Source organism: Pedococcus sp. P2_A3 (assembly GCF_056405035.1).
On record NZ_JBFUCW010000003.1, the window covers coordinates 78,867 to 95,708 of the forward strand.

A 16,842-nucleotide genomic window follows, 5' to 3' on the forward strand; every position below is an offset into this window, starting at 1 on the left:
AGTGCAGGTGGGGGAGCTCATCGGAGGCCGGGGAGTCTCCCGGCCACGTCCTCCAGCACCGACTCACTGCCCGCGTAGACACCGTCCGGTCGGGGCCAGTGCGTCACGACGTCGGTGAAGCCCAGCTCCCCGGCGCGCCCGACGAGCTCGACGAAGAGCTCCGCGCTCTCCAGCGAGAACCGCGGCGCCCCGTCGAGCGACAGGTAGCGGTCGAGGGGGGTGGTCCTGGCCGTCTCGGCCTCGACCGTGTCGAGCCGGTCGGCGAGCTCGCGGATCCCGTCCCACCAGGCCTCCAGCGTGTCGCCGCCCTTGCCGTACGTCACCCAGCCCTGGCCGAGCCGGGCCGCGAGCCGGAGCGACCGCGGCCCGTTCGCCGCGACGACGAACGGCACTCGCGGTTGCTGCAGCGGCCCAGGCAGGGTGCGCGCGTCGACGGTGCGGTAGTGGGCACCGTCATGGTCGACGTGGTCCTCGCGGAAGAGCCGGTCGAGCACCTCGACGAACTCGTGGAACCGGTCGACACGCTCCTTCACGGTCTGTTCCTCGCCGAGGATCCGTGCGTCGAGGTCACCTCCAGTCCCCAGGCCGCAGAGCAGCCGACCCGCCGAGATGTCATCCAGGGCAAGGAGATCCCGCAGGAACACGTAGGGGTGGCGGTAGTTCGGTGAGCTGACGAAGGTGCCCAGCTTGATCGTCGAGGTAACCGTCGCGGCAGCCGTGAGCGTGGGCAGCGCACCGAACCACGGCGCGTCCGGCAACCCGGCCCACACCAGGTGGTCGTAGGTCCAGGCGTGGTCGAAGCCGTACTCCTCCGCCCGCCGCCACAGCGGGGCGGCGTCGGTCCAGCGGAGCTCAGGGAGGATCGTGATGCCGAAGCGCATGCGGCGAGCGTATGCCGCGTGGTGACCACGCGGCATACCGTGCGCAGGCCCTGCGGCCGGCTCGGTGCGCCGTCGCGGCGCCTAGTGGAGCGGAAGACGGTAGACGACGTTGATGTCGTGGGCGGAGACCCACACCGCCTCGTCGTCCGCCGCCACGCTCCCGCTGCCGCCGGGCGGTCCGTACCTCGCGACCACCGTGTCGGTCGCCGGGTCGATCTTCGCCACGAGCGCGTCGCTGACCCGCGCCCAGACGAACCCGCCGCCCACGGCGAGGTCACCACCGTCGACCGGCCCGCTGTCGACCTTGATCGTCGCCGTCACCGCATTGGTCGCTGGGTCGACGCGGGAGACCGTGCCGTCGAGGTTGTTCTGCACCCAGACCGCTCCCTCACCCACCGCGAAGAAGCGGGCGCCGGCGCCCACCTTCACGGTGGCCACCGTCTTCTGGGTGCGCGGGTCGAGCCGCAGGAGCACCCCGAGGGTCGGGTCGGTCAACCACAGGCCGCCGAGGCCGGCGCGCGCCGCGACCACCGTCTCGGGAAGGTGCGTCATCGACACCACCCGGTTGGTCTTCGGGTCGATGCGCAGCAGCTGGCGATCGGGCGCGCTCCCGACCACCCAGACCGCTCCTTCGCCGCTGGCCACCGACCCCTCCTCCGCAATCACGAAGCCGGGCAACAGGATCTGCGCCACGACCTTCCCGGTGGCGGGGTCGATCCGCAGCAGCTTCGACGGTGACGAGCAGACGCCTACCCACAACGACTCGTGCCCCACGTCCATGGCCGTGCAGGTCGCCCCGACCACCTTGACGCCCGCCAGCTCCTTGCCCGTCCGGCCATCGAGCTGTTGGACGACGCCTGAGCCCAGAGTGGTCCACGCGTGACCGTCGACCACCTGCACCCAGTCGGCGTCGTAGACGGGGAGAGCCGAGCCGCCGGACTTGGTGATGTCCGTGACCGGCGGCCACCCCGGGGTCGTGGGTGGCTTGGCACTCGCAGAACCGGTGCTCACCCGGCTCGACGGCGTGGCGCCTTCCGCGGCGCACCCGGTGGCCACGAGACAGGCTGCGACGATCCCCGCGGCGGTCCGGAGACGGCCGCCTCTCGGTCGTGAACCCCAACGCATGGTGGCCTCCTCCGGCGTGCGGGCCGATGCCTCCACTCTCGCGGACGCCAGGAGACGCGGCATCCGTGAAACCGCGTAGTGACGAAGCCCCGGGAGGTCCGGCAACGACCGTCGCCGCGCGCCCACCACGCGGCACCCCTCTCCGGCCCGCGTGGGAGGCTGGGGACCATGAAGGCCACCATCCTCAACGCCCCTCGCGACATCCGCGTCGACGACGTCCCCGACCCGACGATCATCAAGCCCACCGACGCCGTGGTGCGGGTGACCGCCGCCTGCGTGTGTGGCAGCGACCTGTGGCCGTACCGAGGCATCAACGACGTGACCGAGCCGACGCGGATCGGTCACGAGTTCGTGGGCATCGTCGAGGAGGTCGGCGCCGAGGTGCGCAGCATCCGCCCGGGCGACTTCGTCGTGGCGCCGTTCATGTACTCCGACAACACCTGTCCGCACTGCCGGGTCGGCATCCAGTCGCGGTGCTCGGCGGGCGGGTTCTGGGGCGGGAACGACCGCGACGGCGCGATGGTGGACGGCGGGCAGGGCGAGTACGTGCGCGTCCCCCTGGCCGACGGCACGCTCGTCTCCACCCGGGAGGTGCCGGACGACAGCCTCGTGCCCAGCCTGCTGAGCCTGTCTGACGTCATGGGCACGGGCTGGCACGCCGCCGTGGCCGCCCGCGTGCAGGAGGGCGACACCGTCGTCGTCGTGGGCGACGGAGCCGTCGGGCTCAGCGGGGTCCTGGCCGCGGCCCGGATGGGCGCCGAGCGCATCATCGCGATGTCACGCCACGAGCCGCGGCAACGGATCGCCCGCGAGTTCGGGGCCACCGACGTCGTCGAGGTCCGCGGGGACGACGCGGTCACCGCCGTCAAGGAGCTCACCGAGGGGGTCGGCGCCGACGCGGTGCTGGAGTGCGTCGGCACCAACGAGTCGATGTCCACGGCCATCGCGGCCGCCCGCCCGGGCGCGACCGTGGGCTACGTCGGGGTGCCGCACGGCATCGAGTACCCGGTGCGGGACCTGTTCGTGCGCAACGTCGGCATCGCCGGCGGCATCGCCCCGGCCCGGCAGTACCTGCCGCAGCTGCGCGACGACGTCCTCTCCGGGGCGATCAACCCCGGGCTCGTGTTCGACCTCGAGGTGCCGCTGTCCGAGGTGGCGGAGGCCTACGCGGCCATGGACGAGCGCCGGGCGATCAAGTCCCTGGTGCGTCCCTGACGCCGTGCAGGACTTCCGGATCGAGGTCGACGAGCACGGCGGGAGCACCGTCCTCGTCGACGGCTACCCGCAGTCCTACGTCAGCCTCGATGACCCCGAGCTGCTCGTCTTCGGCTACGTCCAGCACCTCGGCGCCGTCCTCGACTCCCTGCCCGACGGGCCCGTCGCGGTGACCCACGTCGGTGGCGCTGYGATGACGCTGCCGCGGTACGTGCAGGCCACCCGACCGGGCTCCCCCCAGATCGTGCTCGAGCCGGATGCCCCGCTGACGGAGCAGGTGCGTCGGGAACTGCCGCTCCCGCGCGGGCACCGGATCCGCGTGCGCCCCCAGCCGGGACGCGAGGGAGTGGCAGCGCTCAAGGACTCGAGCGCTGACGCCGTCGTCGTCGACGCGTATGCCGAGAGCCAGGTGCCCGCCGACCTCACCAGCTCGGAGTGGTTCGCCGACGTGGCACGGGTGTTGCGGCCCGGCGGGGTGCTCGTGATGAACACCGCCGACGAGCCCGACCACCGACACGCAGCGCGGGTGCTGGCCGGTCTGTCCCAGCACCTGCCCCACACTGCCGCCCTCGCCCAGGTGGACATCTGGAAGCGACGGCGGTTCGGCAACCTCGTGCTCGTCGGTTCACGGCAACCGTTGCTCCTGGGTTCGATCATCCGCAGCGTCGCCCGTGGGGCCTTCCCCAGCACCGTGCTGGAGGGAGCTGCCCTGACACGGGCGCTGGGGTCGGGACGGCCGTTCACCGACGCGGACGCCGTGCCGAGCCCCCGACCGCCGACCGCGCCCGGCGAGTGGCGACTGCGCTGACACCTGATGGGACGACCCGTGCGCAACCCGCTCCGAGCGCCGATGATGGGCCGGTGCCCCCACTGACGCTGCCTTCCCCCCGCACCCCTGATCCGCGCGACGCCCCACCCCTGCGCTGGGGCATCCTGGCACCCGGCGGGATCGCCCACTCCTTCGCCACGGCGCTGCGGGCAGCGTCGGGCCAGCAGCTCCAGGCGGTCGCCTCCCGAAGCCTGGACCGCGCACAGGGCTTCGCCGACGAGTTCCGGGTCGCCAAGGCCTACGGGTCGTACGACGAGCTGGTCGCCGACCCGGACGTCGACGTGGTCTACGTCGCCTCCCCCCACTCCGAGCACCGCGCCCAGGCGATGCTCGCGACCGCGGCCGGCAAGCCGGTGCTCGTCGAGAAGGCCTTCGCGCGCAACGCCACCGAGTCACGCGAGATCATCGAATCTGCCTCTGCTGCAGGCGTTTTCGCGATGGAGGCGATGTGGACCCGGTTCCTTCCGCACATGGACGTGGTCCGCCGGTGTCTCGAGGACGGTCTGCTCGGCGAGGCGCACACCGTGCACGCCGACCACGGGCAGCGCCTCTACCCCAACGGACCGGCACGGCTGTCGGAGCCGTCGCTGGCCGGCGGGGCCATGCTCGACCTCGGGATCTACCCGGTGTCCTTCGCACACTTCGTGCTGGGCGACTTCGTCGACGTGACCGCCAGCGGTCGGCGCACCGACAAGGGGGTGGACTCGCAGGCCTCGATCGGGGTCACCAGCAGCAGTGGCGCGATGGGCGTGCTCGGGACGACGATGCTCACCGCCACCCCGACGACGGCAGCGGTGTGCGGCACGCAGGCACGGCTCGAGATCGACGGCCCGTTCTACGGCCCGAGCGCCGTGGTCCGGCTGGTGGCCCCCGACGGCACCGAGCTCGACCGCTTCACCAACGCCGACACCCGGCACGGGCTGCACTTCGAGGCGGCAGAGGTGGCCCGGCAGGTCACCTCAGGGGCCCTCGAGTCACCCTTGATGCCGCTCGGCGAGACCCTGACCATCATGGACGCGCTCGACGACGTCCGCGCCCAGATCGGGGTCCGCTTCCCCGGCGAGTGAGCCGGCTCAGTTGAGCCGTTCGCGGTCGCGGGTGTGTCGCAGGTACCTGCTGAGGAACCAGGCCACCTCGCCCGCACTCACCACCAGGACGGCCAGGAACACCCAGAACTCGACTCCCGACTCGGAGTCCGTCTTCAGGAGCAGGACCAGGGCCACGAGCCCGACCAGTGCGCTCACCCCCAGCTGGAGGAGGAGGTGCTGGCGCTGCTGGTCTGGTGTCGGCGTCGTCATGGGGCTAGAACGTATCGCCCCGGCGCCAGGCCATCTCCTGCAGCTCGAAGGAGTTGCCGTCGGGGTCGGCGTACTCCGCACCCTTGACGCCGCCGCCGAAATCGTGGACCTCGCTCACGTCCACCCCCCGGCTGACGAGCTCGGCCCGCGCCGCCTCGATGTCTTCCACCACGAGGTGCAGCCCCCGGATGCTCCCGGGCTCCCCCTGGTAGACCTCGAGTCCCGTCCCGAAGCCGATCGAGCAGCCCGACCCCGGCGCCGTCAGCTGGACGATGCGCACGCCCTCGGCGGGCTGCACGTCGACGTCCTTCGTGAAGCCGAGCGTGTCGGCGTAGAACGCGATGGACCGCTCGACGTCGGCGACGGGTAGCGGGACCAGCTCGAGCTTCATCTGCATGCGGATCGGACTCCTTGGGTCGGGTGGTGGTCAGGCGAGTGGGAGGTATGCCGCGAGGTCGGCCCGGTGGCCGCTCACCCGGAGCGTGCCGGACTCCCAGGCGGCGTCCCAGGTCAGCGCGCCCGTCGCCACCGCGAGCCAGGTGTGGGCGTCGGTCTCGATGACGTTGGGCGGCGTGCCCCTGGTGTGGGTGGTGCCGCTGATGCACTGGACCGCCCCGAACGGCGGGACCCGCACCTCGACGCTGCGCCCCGGGGCGACGACGGACAGCTCCTCCAGCGTGTAGCGCACGGCCGTCGCGAGGTCCGGCCGCGCGGTGGCCTCCCCCTGCGAGCGCCAGACCTCCACCGCGGCACGCCCGGCGGCGACGGGAACTCGGCGACGCGGCGGCATACCGGCATCGTCGCACGGCCCACCCACACCCGGTGACGGCACCGCGTCCACCCGTTCGGTGGAGGAGAATGGGTCCTTCTACCCATTGGCGCTGTCAGATCCCCGACGTACTGTTCAAGGCGGGGACACCCAGGGGTCGGACGGCCCGGACGCGCGGGGGATGCGCGACCGGGCCGCTCGCATGTCCGGGTGGTTCAGGCGTGGTCGGGCAGGATCGCCCAGACGCTCGCCCCGCCGAGTGGCGAGGTGTCAATGCCCATCCGACCGCCGTGGGCCGCGACGATCCGCTGGCACGTGCTCAGGCCGATGCCCAGCCCTTCGACGTGGTCCTGGCTGCCGCGCTCCATGAGGCCGAAGACCCGGTCGCGCTGCTCCGGGGGCACGCCGGGGCCGTCGTCGTCGACGGCGAGGCGCCACCCGCCCGTGACGGGCTCGACGGTGATCGCGATGCGCGCCGCACGCCCACCGGCCGAGCTGAACTTCACGGCGTTGGCGACGAGGTTCTGGACCAGCGCCCGCAGCAGGGTCTGGTCGGCGGTGACGACCGGCACCTCACCCACCTCGACAATGGCGCCCGCTGCGCGCACCTGGGCGCTGAGGTCGTCGAGGACGTCGGCGACGAGCAGGCCGACGTCGACCTGGGTGGGGCGGAGCCGGCCGCCGACCTGCGCGTAGTCGAGCAGGTCGGAGATGAGGTGCTTCATCCGTTGCGCCGACAGCTCGGCCCGTCCGAGGGCCTGGGCGACCTCGGACTCCCTGTCGAGGGACTCGCTGTCGGCAGCCATCTCGAGGAACCCCGAGAGGGCAGCCAGGGGGTTGGCGAGGTCATGGCTGACCTGCCCGGCGAACTGGGCCAGCTGCTCGTTCGACCGGGCCAGCTCGCGGGCCGTGCGCCGCAGCTCGAGGACGTCGACGACCTGACGGGCGAGCACGTCCAACCCGTGCGCAGCCTGTGCGCCCAGCTCACCGGTCGAGTCGTCGAACACGCAGAGCGTGCCGATGACGACGCCGTCGGGGGTGATCAGCGGGCTGGACGCGTAGAAGCGCACCTTGGCGACCTCACCGGTGACGAACGGGTTGTCGGCGAAGCGTGCGTCATCACGGGCGTCGAACACTTCGATGCGGCGCGCCTGGTCGAGGACGACCGCGCACATGGAGTCCTCCCGCGCACAGACGCCGGGCGAGAACCCCACCGCGGCGATCTGGTGCTGGGACCGGTCGTCGATGATGTTGACGACCGCCGTGGGCACGCCGCAGAGGATGGCCGCCAGCTCGACGAGCCCCTGCAGGTCCGGCTCGGCGGCAGCGCCCAGCACGTCGTACTGCTCGATGACCTGGCGTCGCGCCAGGTCGCCGACTGATCTCACGCCCTGCTCCTCGTGTTCGCCCCCGAGAGGACCAAGCCTACCCAGCGCAGCGAACCAGGCTGGGGTGCTTGGCCTTTCACCCGCCGAAGACCGACCGAAGAGTGGAGGTGTGTGCAGTGCGGAGCTCGTCGAGCGACACCGAGAACTGGCCCTGGACGTCGAGGCCGTCGGTCTCGTCGTCCACCACTCCGATGCGGGCGTGCACCTGGCCGCGGGCAGTGCACATGTCGGTGAACCGCACCTCCTCCGAGCGGGGCACCGACACGACGACGCGGGCGGTGGACTCGCTGAAGAGGGCGGTGAAGACGTCGATGCCGTCGCGTTCGCAGACCGCGTCGAGCCAGATCCGGGCCCCGGTGCCGTAGCGCATCGTCGCCTCGGCCAGCGCGATCGCCAGTCCGCCGTCGGACAGGTCGTGGGCCGCGTCGACCAGGCCGTCACGGCTGGCGTTGACGAGGATCTCGCCGAGCAGCTGCTCCGCCGCCAGGTCGACCTTCGGCGGCAGGCCCCCGAGGTGGCCGTGCACGACGTGCGCCCACTCGCCACCGGCCAGCTCGTTGCCGGTGGTGCCGAGCAGGTAGATGACCTGGCCCGGGGTCTTCCACCCGGAGGGCGTGCGGCGGGCGACGTCGTCCATCACCCCGAGCACGCCGATGACCGGCGTGGGGTGGATCGCGACGTCACCGGTCTGGTTGTAGAAGCTGACGTTGCCGCCGGTCACGGGGATGCCGAGGGCCTTGCACCCTTCGGCGATGCCCTTGACCGCCTCGCGGAACTGCCACATCACGCCCGGGTCCTCCGGAGAGCCGAAGTTGAGGCAGTCGGTCACGGCCAGCGGCGTCGCCCCGGCGGTCGCCACGTTGCGGTAGGACTCCGCGAGCGCGAGCTGCGCGCCGGCATACGGGTCGAGCTTGGCGAACCGGCCGTTGCAGTCGGTCGAGACCGCGACGCCACGACCGGTCTCCTCGTCGACGCGCACCACTCCCGCGTCGTCGGGCATCGCGAGCGCGGTGTTGCCGAGCACGTAGCGGTCGTACTGGTCGGTGACCCACGACTTGTCGCACAGGTTCGGGGAGGCCAGCAGGGTGAGCAGGTCGGACTTGAGTCCGGAGCCGTCCACCGGGCGCCCGAGCGTGTCAGTGCCGTTGCCCTGCAACGCATCGAGGTATGCCGGCCGCTCGAGTGGGCGGTGGTAGGTCGGCCCCTCGTGGGCGACCGACCGCGGCGGGACGTCGACGATGACCTCGCCGTGCCACGTGATGACGAGGTGGTCGCCATCCGTGACCTCACCGAGCACGGTGGCCTCGACGTCCCAGCGATCGGTGATCGCCATGAACTCGTCGAGCTTGCCGGGCTCGACGACCGCCATCATGCGTTCCTGGCTCTCCGACATGAGGATCTCCTCAGGCCGCAGCGACGCGTCGCGCAGGGGCACGCGGTCGAGCTCGATCTGCATGCCGCCGTCGCCGTTGGAGGCCAGCTCGCTCGTCGCGCAGGACAGGCCGGCCCCGCCGAGGTCCTGGATCCCGTCGACCACGTGCGCGGCATACAGGTCGAGGCAGCACTCGATGAGCACCTTCTCGGCGAACGGGTCGCCCACCTGGACGGCAGGTCGCTTGGTGGGGCCACCCTCGTCGAACGTCTCGGAGGCGAGCACCGAGACGCCGCCGATGCCGTCGCCGCCGGTCTTGGCGCCGAAGAGGATCACCTTGTTGCCGACCCCGGACGCCTTCGCAAGGTGGATGTCCTCGATCCGCATCGCCCCCACGCAGAGGGCGTTGACCAGGGGGTTGCCCTGGTAGCAGTCGTCGAAGACGACCTCGCCGCCGATGTTCGGCAGGCCGATGCAGTTGCCGTAGCCCCCGACGCCCGCGACGACCCCGGGCAGCACCCGCTGGGTGTCGGGGTGGTTGAGGTTGCCGAACCGCAGCGGGTCCATGATCGCGATCGGGCGCGCCCCCATCGACATGATGTCGCGGATGATGCCGCCGACCCCGGTCGCGGCGCCCTGGTAGGGCTCGACGTAGGACGGGTGGTTGTGGGACTCGACCTTGAAGGTCACCGCCCAGCCGTCGCCGATGTCGACGACGCCGGCGTTCTCGCCGATGCCGACGAGCAGCTTCTCGCGCATCTCGTCGGTGGTGTTCTCGCCCCAGAGGGAGAAGTGCACCTTGGAGGACTTGTAGGAGCAGTGCTCCGACCACATCACGGAGTACATCGCCAGCTCGGCGCTGGTGGGGCGTCGGCCCACGATCTCGCGGATGTTCGCGTACTCGTCGGCCTTCAGGCCGAGCTCGACCCACGGCTGGTCGACGTCGGGGGTCTGCGCCGCGTGGGCGACGGTGTCGAGGACGGGCTTGTCGACCGGGGCGGTCGTGGGGTGCGCGGTCATGCGGTGGCCAGTGCCTTCAGGACGGAGGTGAAGAACGGGAGCCCGTCGGTCGAGGGGCCGTAGCCCTCCTCGATGCAGTGCTCGGGGTGGGGCATCAGCCCCACGATGGTGCCGCGGTCGTTGGTGATGCCCGCGATGGCGCGGTAGGAGCCGTTGGGGTTGTCACCGGCATACCGGAAGACGACGCGCCCCTCGCCCTCGAGCTCGTCGAGCGTGCGCTCGTCGGCCACGAAGCCACCCTCGCCGTTCTTGAGGACGATGGTGATCTCCTGACCCGCCTCGAAGTCGGAGGTCCAGGCCGTCGAGGCGTTCTCGACGACGAGGCGCTGGTCGACGCAGTTGAACTTGCGGTGGTCGTTGCGGATCAGCGCGCCGGGGAGCAGGTGCGACTCGCACAGCACCTGGAACCCGTTGCAGATCCCGATCACGGGCAGGCCACCCTGGGCGGCGGGGATGAGCGCGTCCATGACGGGCGCGAAGCGGGCGATGGCACCGCAGCGGAGGTAGTCGCCGTAGGAGAAGCCGCCCGGGAGGATGACCGCGTCGACCCCCTTGAGGTCGGCGTCGCCGTGCCAGAGGGTGACCGCCTCGGCACCGACAGCCCGCACGGCGCGGGCCGCGTCACGGTCGTCGAGCGAGCCCGGGAACGTGACGACCCCGACCTTCACTGGTCGGGGTCCTCTGCCGCACGCACGCTGACGACGTCCTCGATCACCGGGTTCGAGAGCAGCTTCTCGGCTGCTTCCGCCGCGGCCGCGAGGTGCTCGTCAGTCACCTCGCCGTCGACGGTGAGGACGAACCGCTTGCCCTGCCTCACGTCGGTGAACTGCTCGAAGCCGAGCCGGGGGAGCGCCCCGTTCACGGCCTGCCCCTGGGGGTCGAGGATCTCTGGCTTCAACATGACGTCGATGACGACGTGGCCCATTCGGGTGTCTCCTGGGTTGCAGCGGGGTGGTGCAGGGGAAGGAAGCACGCGCAGTCTATCCGCGCCCACGCCGTGCGTATGCCGCGCGGTCACCCGGCGGACGTCCCTCCCGTCGTGAGCAGCGGAACCTTCTCAAGCGGGTCGCCACGCGGGACACTCGTGCCATGTCGATGGCCCAATGGTCCACCCGCATCGGCGCCGCGATGTACCGGCGGCTGAACGGTCGCGCCATGGGCGGCACGAAGGACGCCCCGGTGGTCATGCTGACCACCCCCGGTCGCCGCAGCGGCACGCCGCGCTCGACCTGTGTCAGGGCGATCCGCCAGCCTGACGGCTACCTCGTGTGGGGCACCGCGTCGGGCAGCCCGCGCGACCCCGACTGGTTCCGCAACCTGCGGGCAGCCGGCGCGACCGACCTGCAGGTGCGCGACGAACGCGTGCGCGCGTCGGCCCGCGAGCTGCACGGCTCCGAGCGGGACGCGGCCTGGAACGACGTCATCCTCGCCAAGCTCCCGGGGGTGGCGAAGTACGGCCGCAAGGCCGGCCGAACCATCCCCGTGGCACTGCTGACACCCCGCTGACCGTCCTGCGGCTGCCACACCTGGGCCGTGGCGGGTGCCGGCTCACCCAGCCGTGAAGGTGCGCCCCGTCAGCCGCTCGTAGGCCTCCACGTACTTGGCGCGGGTGCGTTCGAGCACGTCGTCGGGCAGCGGCGGCGGGGCCTGGCCGGAGGCCTTGTCCCACCCGCTCGCCGGGGAGGTCAGCCACTCGCGGACGAACTCCTTGTCGAAGGACGGCTGGGTGTGGCCGGGCTCCCACTGGTCGGCCGGCCAGAACCTCGACGAGTCAGGGGTCAGGACCTCGTCGGCCAGGACGAGCTCGTCGCCCTCGAGGCCGAACTCCACCTTGGTGTCGGCGATGAGGATGCCACGCGCGGCGGCGATCTCGTTGCCCCGGGCCAGGATGCGAGTGGTCAGGTCGCTGGCGCGCTGGGCGGTGCGCTCGCCGACGGCGGCCACCACGTCGGCATACGGCATCGGCTGGTCGTGCTCCCCCACGGGCGCCTTCGTCGACGGCGTGAAGACCGGCTCAGGGAGCCGCGACCCGTCGACGAGCCCCTCAGGGAGCCGCACGCCGCTCACGTGACCGTCGGCCTGGTACTCCCGCAGCCCACCACCGGTGAGGTAGGCGCGGGCGACGCACTCGACCGGGAGCATCTCCAGGCGTCGCACCAGCACGGCCCGCCCGGCGACCTCAGCCGGCACCTCGGTCGAGACGACGTGGTTGGGCACGAGGTCCTCGAGCTGCTCGAACCACCACAGCGACAGCTGGGTCAGGACCGCGCCCTTGTCGGGAATCGGCGTCTCGAGGATGAAGTCGAAGGCCGAGAGCCGGTCGCTGGCGACGAGCAGCAGCTGGTCGTCGCGAGCCGCGCCCGAGGGGTCGAGTGGGGCGTAGAGGTCGCGGACCTTGCCCGAGTAGACGTGGGCGTAGCCGGGAAGGTCGACGGGCACGTCGGGCTGGGAGGACGTCATGGCCGACATCCTCCCAGCCGTTGAACCCACGCGGTGCCCCCAGGTCGTCACTCCAGCCTGGTTTGGAGGCCACCCGACCACCGCAGAGCAACGAGTGGGCAAGGTTGGTCGGCTTGACTTGAAGTGTACTTGAACTTCCACACTCGTGCCCATGCCCATCGCCACCCCCGACGCCGCAGACACAGACACCCCCGCACGCGCCGCCTCCCTGCTGGACCGGGCCCACCTCCCCTTCGCCCTGGGAGCGGTCGCACTGGTCACCCTGGGGGCGTTCGAGAACCGCGCCACCATGACGGTCCTGCCCACCGTCGCCCGCGACCTGGACGGGCTGTGGTTGTTCGGGGCGGCGAGCGCCGCCCCCCTCGTGTCCTTCGTCGTGGTGACGGTGGTCGCCGGGGCGTGGGCCGACCACCGAGGACCGGTGCGACCCCTACAGGCCGGGATKCTGGTCTTCGCCGCGTCGCAGGTCGCGATGGCCCTCGCCCCGGGGATGGCCGTCTTCGCCCTGGGCCGGTTCGGGTCGGGGATCGCCGAGGCGCTGATGGACGTCTCGCTCACCGTCCTGCTCGCGCGCACCATGCCCGAGGAGCTGCGGGCCAAGGTGTTCGCGGCGTTCGCCGCGGCGTGGGTGCTCCCGTCGCTGGTCGGCTCGCCGATTGCCGGGCTCCTCACCGAAGCGCTCTCGTGGCGGTCGGTCTTCGCGATCGGCGTCGGGCTGCTGCCGGCCGCGTGGTTCCTGCTCCGGCGCGCCATGCGCGCCGAGGGCGCAGCCACCACCCCCGCGGAGGCGACGAAGGCGTGGACGCGCCGCGAGCACCGCGCCGTGCGCGCCGCCGCCCTCGCTGCCGCGGGGCTGGCCGCCCTCACCGCAGGCGGGTCGCTCCTGGGTCGCTCCGGTCCCGTGGAGCTGCTCGGCCTCGCGCTGGCGCTGGCGGGCACCGCCTGCACGCTGCCCGCGGTCCGCACGGTCCTGCCGGCCGGGACGCTGCGGTTCGCCCGCGGCATACCCGCGCTGGTGGCGCTGCGCGGACTCGTCGCCGCGGCCTTCGGCACGGCTGGCAGCCTACTGCCCCTGATGCTGACGACCATCCACGGCCTGGGGCCGGCCGCCGCGGGCGCGAGCCTCACCGTCACCGGCCTCTCGTGGGCGGCCGGGTCGCAGCTGCACGGTCTCGATGTGGTGCAGCGACGGGTGCCGGCCGTGCGGCGCCTGGCGATCGGGTTCGCCCTCATCACCGTCGGCGTCCTCGGGCCGGCCCTGACGAGCCTCGACGCCTTGCCCGTCGTCGCCGGGTTGGCGCTCTGGGGGGTCGCCGGTCTCGGCATGGGAATCGTCTCACCCACGCTCTCGACCCAGCTGCTGCTCTTCGCGCCGGTGGGCGACCAGGGTCGGATCACCGCCGCGTCGAGCCTCACGGCGTCAGTCGCCCAGGCGGTCKGGCTGGCCGCGGCGGGAGCCCTCATCGCGTGGCAGGCGCCAGACCTTCCGGGGTGGCTGTTCGCGACGACGCTGGCCGCCTGCGCGGCCGTGGGCGCCGTGGGGGTGGCCGCCGCGCGCCGAGCGGGCTGACCCAGCCTCCACCTCTGGCCACTGGTGTCCCACCGGGACCCCAGGACCTGGCCTTGGTGCCCCACCGGTGGCCAGACGTCGGGTGGTCTCGCTCAGCCGACGTGCAGCTCCTCGCGCTCGGCGGCCAGGGCGATGTCGGTGCGGTGGTGCGACCCCTCGAGCTCGATCTGGTCGACTGCCTCGTAGACGCGCTCCCTCGCCTGGGTGAGGCTGTCGCCGAGCGCCACGACCGACAGGACCCGGCCCCCGGCGGAGACCAGCGTGCCGTCGTCGGAGTGCGCGGTGCCCGCGTGGAGCACGTACACCGACGGCACGTCAGAGGCCTCCTCGAGCCCCGTCACCGGGTCACCGGTGCGAGGAGTGCCGGGGTAGTTGTGCGAGGCGACGACCACCGTCACGGCGTGCTGGTCGGACCAGTGCAGCGCGCCCACGCCATCGAGAGCGCCGGTGGCGGCCGCCCGGAGCAGGCCGCCGAGAGGGGTCTGGAGCCGGGCCAGCACCACCTGGGTCTCGGGATCGCCGAACCGCGCGTTGAACTCGATGACGCGCGGGCCGCGCGGAGTGACGGCCACCCCGATGTAGAGCACGCCGGAGAACGGCGTGCCGCGGCGGGCCATCTCGTCGACCGTCGGCTGGGCGACCCGGGTGACGAGCTCGTCCACCAAGGACCCCGGCGCCCAGTCGAGAGGGCTGTAGGCACCCATCCCGCCGGTGTTCGGGCCCTGGTCGCCGTCGCCCACCCGCTTGAAGTCCTGGGCTGGCGCGAGGGGCACGACCGTGCTGCCGTCGCACAGGCAGAAGAGCGAGACCTCGGGCCCGTCGAGGAACTCCTCGACCACCACGACACCACCCTCCTTGGCCAGGCACGACTCGGCGTGGGCGAGCGCCTCGGCGCGGTCGTTGGTCACCACGACCCCCTTCCCCGCAGCCAGCCCGTCGTCCTTGACCACGTGGGGAGCGCCCAGTGCGTCCAGCGCGTCGGCGACCTCGTCCAGCGTGGTGCAGACGCGCGCCATCGCGGTGGGCACGTCCGCGGCGGCCATGACCTCCTTGGCGAAGGACTTGCTGCCCTCGAGCTGGGCGGCTTCGGCCGATGGCCCGAAGACCGCCAGACCGGCGTCCCGCACGACGTCGGCGACCCCCGCGACGAGCGGAGCCTCGGGCCCGATCACGACCAGGTCGACGGTATGCCGGCGGGCCAGCTCCACGATGCCCGCACCGTCGAGGACGCCCCCGGGGAGGGCCTCGCAGAGGGCGACGGCGTCCATGCCGGGGTTTCCCGGGGCCACGATGACCGCGTCCACCTCCGGGTCGGCGCCGAGCGCCTTGACGATGGCGTGCTCGCGGGCACCGGAACCGATCACGAGAACCTTCACGGGGTCCAGCGTAGAGAGTCCAGCAGGAGCCAGCCGACCGGGCCGCGCGAGCGGCGGCGACGCCGGGGCGCGGCGACGCGGCGACGGGGCGGACCGAAGGAAGAGGGCCGGCGGAAGTGGGCCGGACATGAGTGCGCGGCGTCCCGGGGAGGCAGGGGGGACATCTCCCGGGGACGCCGCGCAGCCGACGTGCGGTCGCCTGGCGGGGGAACCTGCAACCATGCACGTGGGTCGACGCTGTCGACTGGTTCAAGAGTGGACCATGGTTGGCCGGTAGGTAAAGCCCATTCGTGTCGGACTTGCGCCATTGACGGAATCTCGCCAGAGCGTGAGCATGAGGACATGTCGGGCGACAGTCGGACGGACGAGGCCACCCACGCGGCGGCCGCGGGGGTCACCGACGCCGTCCTCACCAACGGTCTGATCGCGGGGATGGGGGTTGGGGTGGGGGCAGGCATCGACCTCGACGGGGATGTCGACGAGCTGGAGGGCACCGTCACCCGGGTCTTCCTCGCCGTGCTGCAACACCAGGAGCCGACGCGGTCGCTGCTCATCGCGCAGGGCATGAAGGCACCGTTGGTCGACCACTCCCTCGAGGTGCTCGGCAGCAGGGGGCTGGTGCGGCTCCACGAGGGCGGGGCGATCGAGGTCATTCCCCCTGACATCTCCCTTCCTGCCTTGGCGCTGGACTACGAGCGTCGGGCTCGCGAGACCCGGTCCGCCGCCCACGAACTCGCCCAGGTGTACTTCCAGGCGAGATCGGCATCCCGGACCCCCGACGTGGGGACGGTGCGGATCCTCAACTCCTTGGACGAGATCGCCGCGGTGACCGCCGAGGCGGTGGCCGCCGGCACCCAGCGGATCCGCACGTTCCGGTCCCTGTCGCCGCGCACGCGGGCGCTCTTCGCCAGCCCCGTGCACAGCCACGAGGAGCCGAGCCGCGGGGTCGGGGGCACCGTGCTCGACTACACGACCGTCTACGACACCGACGTCCTCGAGATCGACGGCGCCCTCGAGATCCTCGAGGCACGCGAGCGCGGCGGCGAACGGTTCCGGTTCACCTCGGCGGTGCCGTTCTCGGCGGTCATCGTCGACGAGGCCGTGGCGATCGTCGACGTCAGTGCCTTCGACCCGTCGGGCTTCGGCTCGGCGGTGATCCGCGCGCGGTCGATGGTGCTGGCGTTGATCGCCCTCTCCGACCACCTCTGGGACCTGGGTTCGCCGCTCGACACGGGCGGACCCGTCACTGAACGCCGCGACCAGCTGATCCTCTCGCTGCTCGCCGCCGGGGCGCCCGACGCGACGATCGCCCGCCAGGCCGGGGTGTCGCAACGAACCGTCGAACGGCGGGTCAGGGCCCTGATGGACCAGCTCGGCGCGGGCACCCGGTTCCAGGCCGGGGTCCAGGCCGCCCGCCGCGGAATGGTCTAGTGCGCCGCGAGGTCCGCGCTGCTCGCTAGACTCGTGCGTTCTCCCCGTGGGGACCGGGCCACCCGTCGTTCCATCGACGACGAGCGCGCCACCAACGACGAACGAGAA

General features: G+C 72.1%; 17 protein-coding genes. 6 read left to right on the plus strand and 11 right to left on the minus strand.

Annotated features, from left to right (window positions below):
• Positions 1 to 17: 17 nt before the first annotated feature.
• Both AC1DX8_RS03720 and AC1DX8_RS03725 read right to left on the minus strand, forming a co-directional pair.
• Positions 18 to 881, minus strand: a complete 864-nt coding sequence (locus tag AC1DX8_RS03720; protein WP_477628559.1) for an LLM class flavin-dependent oxidoreductase — start codon at positions 879 to 881, stop codon at positions 18 to 20.
• 81 nt (positions 882 to 962) lie between these two features.
• Positions 963 to 1,937, minus strand: coding sequence for a Vgb family protein (locus tag AC1DX8_RS03725; protein ID WP_477628560.1), 975 nt, complete (start codon positions 1,935 to 1,937; stop codon positions 963 to 965).
• Between the two features lie 237 nt (positions 1,938 to 2,174).
• Here AC1DX8_RS03725 and AC1DX8_RS03730 point away from each other — a divergent pair, with 237 nt between their 5' ends.
• Genes AC1DX8_RS03730 through AC1DX8_RS03740 form a run of 3 tightly spaced genes read left to right on the plus strand, consistent with a single transcriptional unit; the run spans position 2,175 to position 5,117 of the window.
• On the plus strand, positions 2,175 to 3,221 hold the full coding sequence (locus tag AC1DX8_RS03730; protein ID WP_477628561.1) for a zinc-dependent alcohol dehydrogenase family protein: 1,047 nt from the start codon (positions 2,175 to 2,177) through the stop codon (positions 3,219 to 3,221).
• A 4-nt stretch (positions 3,222 to 3,225) separates the two neighbouring features.
• The gene (locus AC1DX8_RS03735; RefSeq protein WP_477628562.1) at positions 3,226 to 4,029 is read left to right on the plus strand and encodes a spermidine synthase; all 804 of its coding nucleotides are present in this window, start codon (positions 3,226 to 3,228) and stop codon (positions 4,027 to 4,029) included.
• Positions 4,030 to 4,082: 53 nt separating this feature from the next.
• Entirely contained in the window at positions 4,083 to 5,117 is a 1,035-nt protein-coding gene (locus AC1DX8_RS03740; RefSeq protein WP_477628563.1) for a Gfo/Idh/MocA family protein, read from the plus strand.
• Between the two features lie 6 nt (positions 5,118 to 5,123).
• Here the strand turns inward: AC1DX8_RS03740 and AC1DX8_RS03745 are convergent, their stop codons facing one another.
• The 7 genes from AC1DX8_RS03745 to purS all read right to left on the minus strand — a co-directional run bounded on the left by AC1DX8_RS03745 (position 5,124) and on the right by purS (position 10,822).
• Positions 5,124 to 5,348, minus strand: a complete 225-nt coding sequence (locus tag AC1DX8_RS03745) for a hypothetical protein (RefSeq protein WP_477628564.1) — start codon at positions 5,346 to 5,348, stop codon at positions 5,124 to 5,126.
• Positions 5,349 to 5,352: 4 nt separating this feature from the next.
• Complete coding sequence (locus AC1DX8_RS03750) at positions 5,353 to 5,745, minus strand: VOC family protein (protein ID WP_477628565.1); 393 nt, start codon at positions 5,743 to 5,745, stop codon at positions 5,353 to 5,355.
• Positions 5,746 to 5,775: 30 nt separating this feature from the next.
• On the minus strand, positions 5,776 to 6,138 hold the full coding sequence (locus AC1DX8_RS03755; RefSeq protein WP_477628566.1) for a sterol carrier family protein: 363 nt from the start codon (positions 6,136 to 6,138) through the stop codon (positions 5,776 to 5,778).
• Between the two features lie 194 nt (positions 6,139 to 6,332).
• Entirely contained in the window at positions 6,333 to 7,505 is a 1,173-nt protein-coding gene (locus tag AC1DX8_RS03760) for a sensor histidine kinase (RefSeq protein WP_477628567.1), read from the minus strand.
• Between the two features lie 76 nt (positions 7,506 to 7,581).
• Positions 7,582 to 9,897, minus strand: a complete 2,316-nt coding sequence (purL, locus tag AC1DX8_RS03765; RefSeq protein WP_477628568.1) for a phosphoribosylformylglycinamidine synthase subunit PurL — start codon at positions 9,895 to 9,897, stop codon at positions 7,582 to 7,584.
• Positions 9,894 to 10,565, minus strand: a complete 672-nt coding sequence (gene purQ, locus AC1DX8_RS03770) for a phosphoribosylformylglycinamidine synthase subunit PurQ (protein WP_477628569.1) — start codon at positions 10,563 to 10,565, stop codon at positions 9,894 to 9,896. The genes purL and purQ overlap by 4 nt, the downstream gene beginning before the upstream one ends.
• Complete coding sequence (purS, locus tag AC1DX8_RS03775; protein WP_477628570.1) at positions 10,562 to 10,822, minus strand: phosphoribosylformylglycinamidine synthase subunit PurS; 261 nt, start codon at positions 10,820 to 10,822, stop codon at positions 10,562 to 10,564. Before purS ends, purQ begins: the two co-directional genes overlap by 4 nt.
• A 164-nt stretch (positions 10,823 to 10,986) precedes the next feature.
• On the opposite strand from purS, the gene AC1DX8_RS03780 reads away from it, so the two are divergent.
• Positions 10,987 to 11,403 carry a nitroreductase/quinone reductase family protein gene (locus AC1DX8_RS03780; RefSeq protein ID WP_477628571.1) on the plus strand — a complete coding sequence of 139 codons (417 nt, stop codon included), beginning with the start codon at positions 10,987 to 10,989 and terminating at the stop codon, positions 11,401 to 11,403.
• A gap of 42 nt (positions 11,404 to 11,445) precedes the next feature.
• On the opposite strand, the gene AC1DX8_RS03785 is transcribed toward AC1DX8_RS03780, so the two are convergent.
• The gene (locus tag AC1DX8_RS03785; protein ID WP_477628572.1) at positions 11,446 to 12,357 is read right to left on the minus strand and encodes a phosphoribosylaminoimidazolesuccinocarboxamide synthase; all 912 of its coding nucleotides are present in this window, start codon (positions 12,355 to 12,357) and stop codon (positions 11,446 to 11,448) included.
• A gap of 151 nt (positions 12,358 to 12,508) precedes the next feature.
• Here AC1DX8_RS03785 and AC1DX8_RS03790 point away from each other — a divergent pair, with 151 nt between their 5' ends.
• On the plus strand, positions 12,509 to 13,927 hold the full coding sequence (locus tag AC1DX8_RS03790; protein WP_477628573.1) for an MFS transporter: 1,419 nt from the start codon (positions 12,509 to 12,511) through the stop codon (positions 13,925 to 13,927).
• 92 nt (positions 13,928 to 14,019) lie between these two features.
• On the opposite strand, the gene purD is transcribed toward AC1DX8_RS03790, so the two are convergent.
• Positions 14,020 to 15,303: a phosphoribosylamine--glycine ligase gene (gene purD, locus AC1DX8_RS03795; RefSeq protein WP_477628574.1), complete on the minus strand. Its 1,284-nt coding sequence runs from the start codon at positions 15,301 to 15,303 to the stop codon at positions 14,020 to 14,022.
• A 342-nt stretch (positions 15,304 to 15,645) separates the two neighbouring features.
• On the opposite strand from purD, the gene AC1DX8_RS03800 reads away from it, so the two are divergent.
• Positions 15,646 to 16,734, plus strand: a complete 1,089-nt coding sequence (locus AC1DX8_RS03800; RefSeq protein ID WP_477628575.1) for a response regulator transcription factor — start codon at positions 15,646 to 15,648, stop codon at positions 16,732 to 16,734.
• The last annotated feature ends 108 nt before the right edge of the window (positions 16,735 to 16,842 follow it).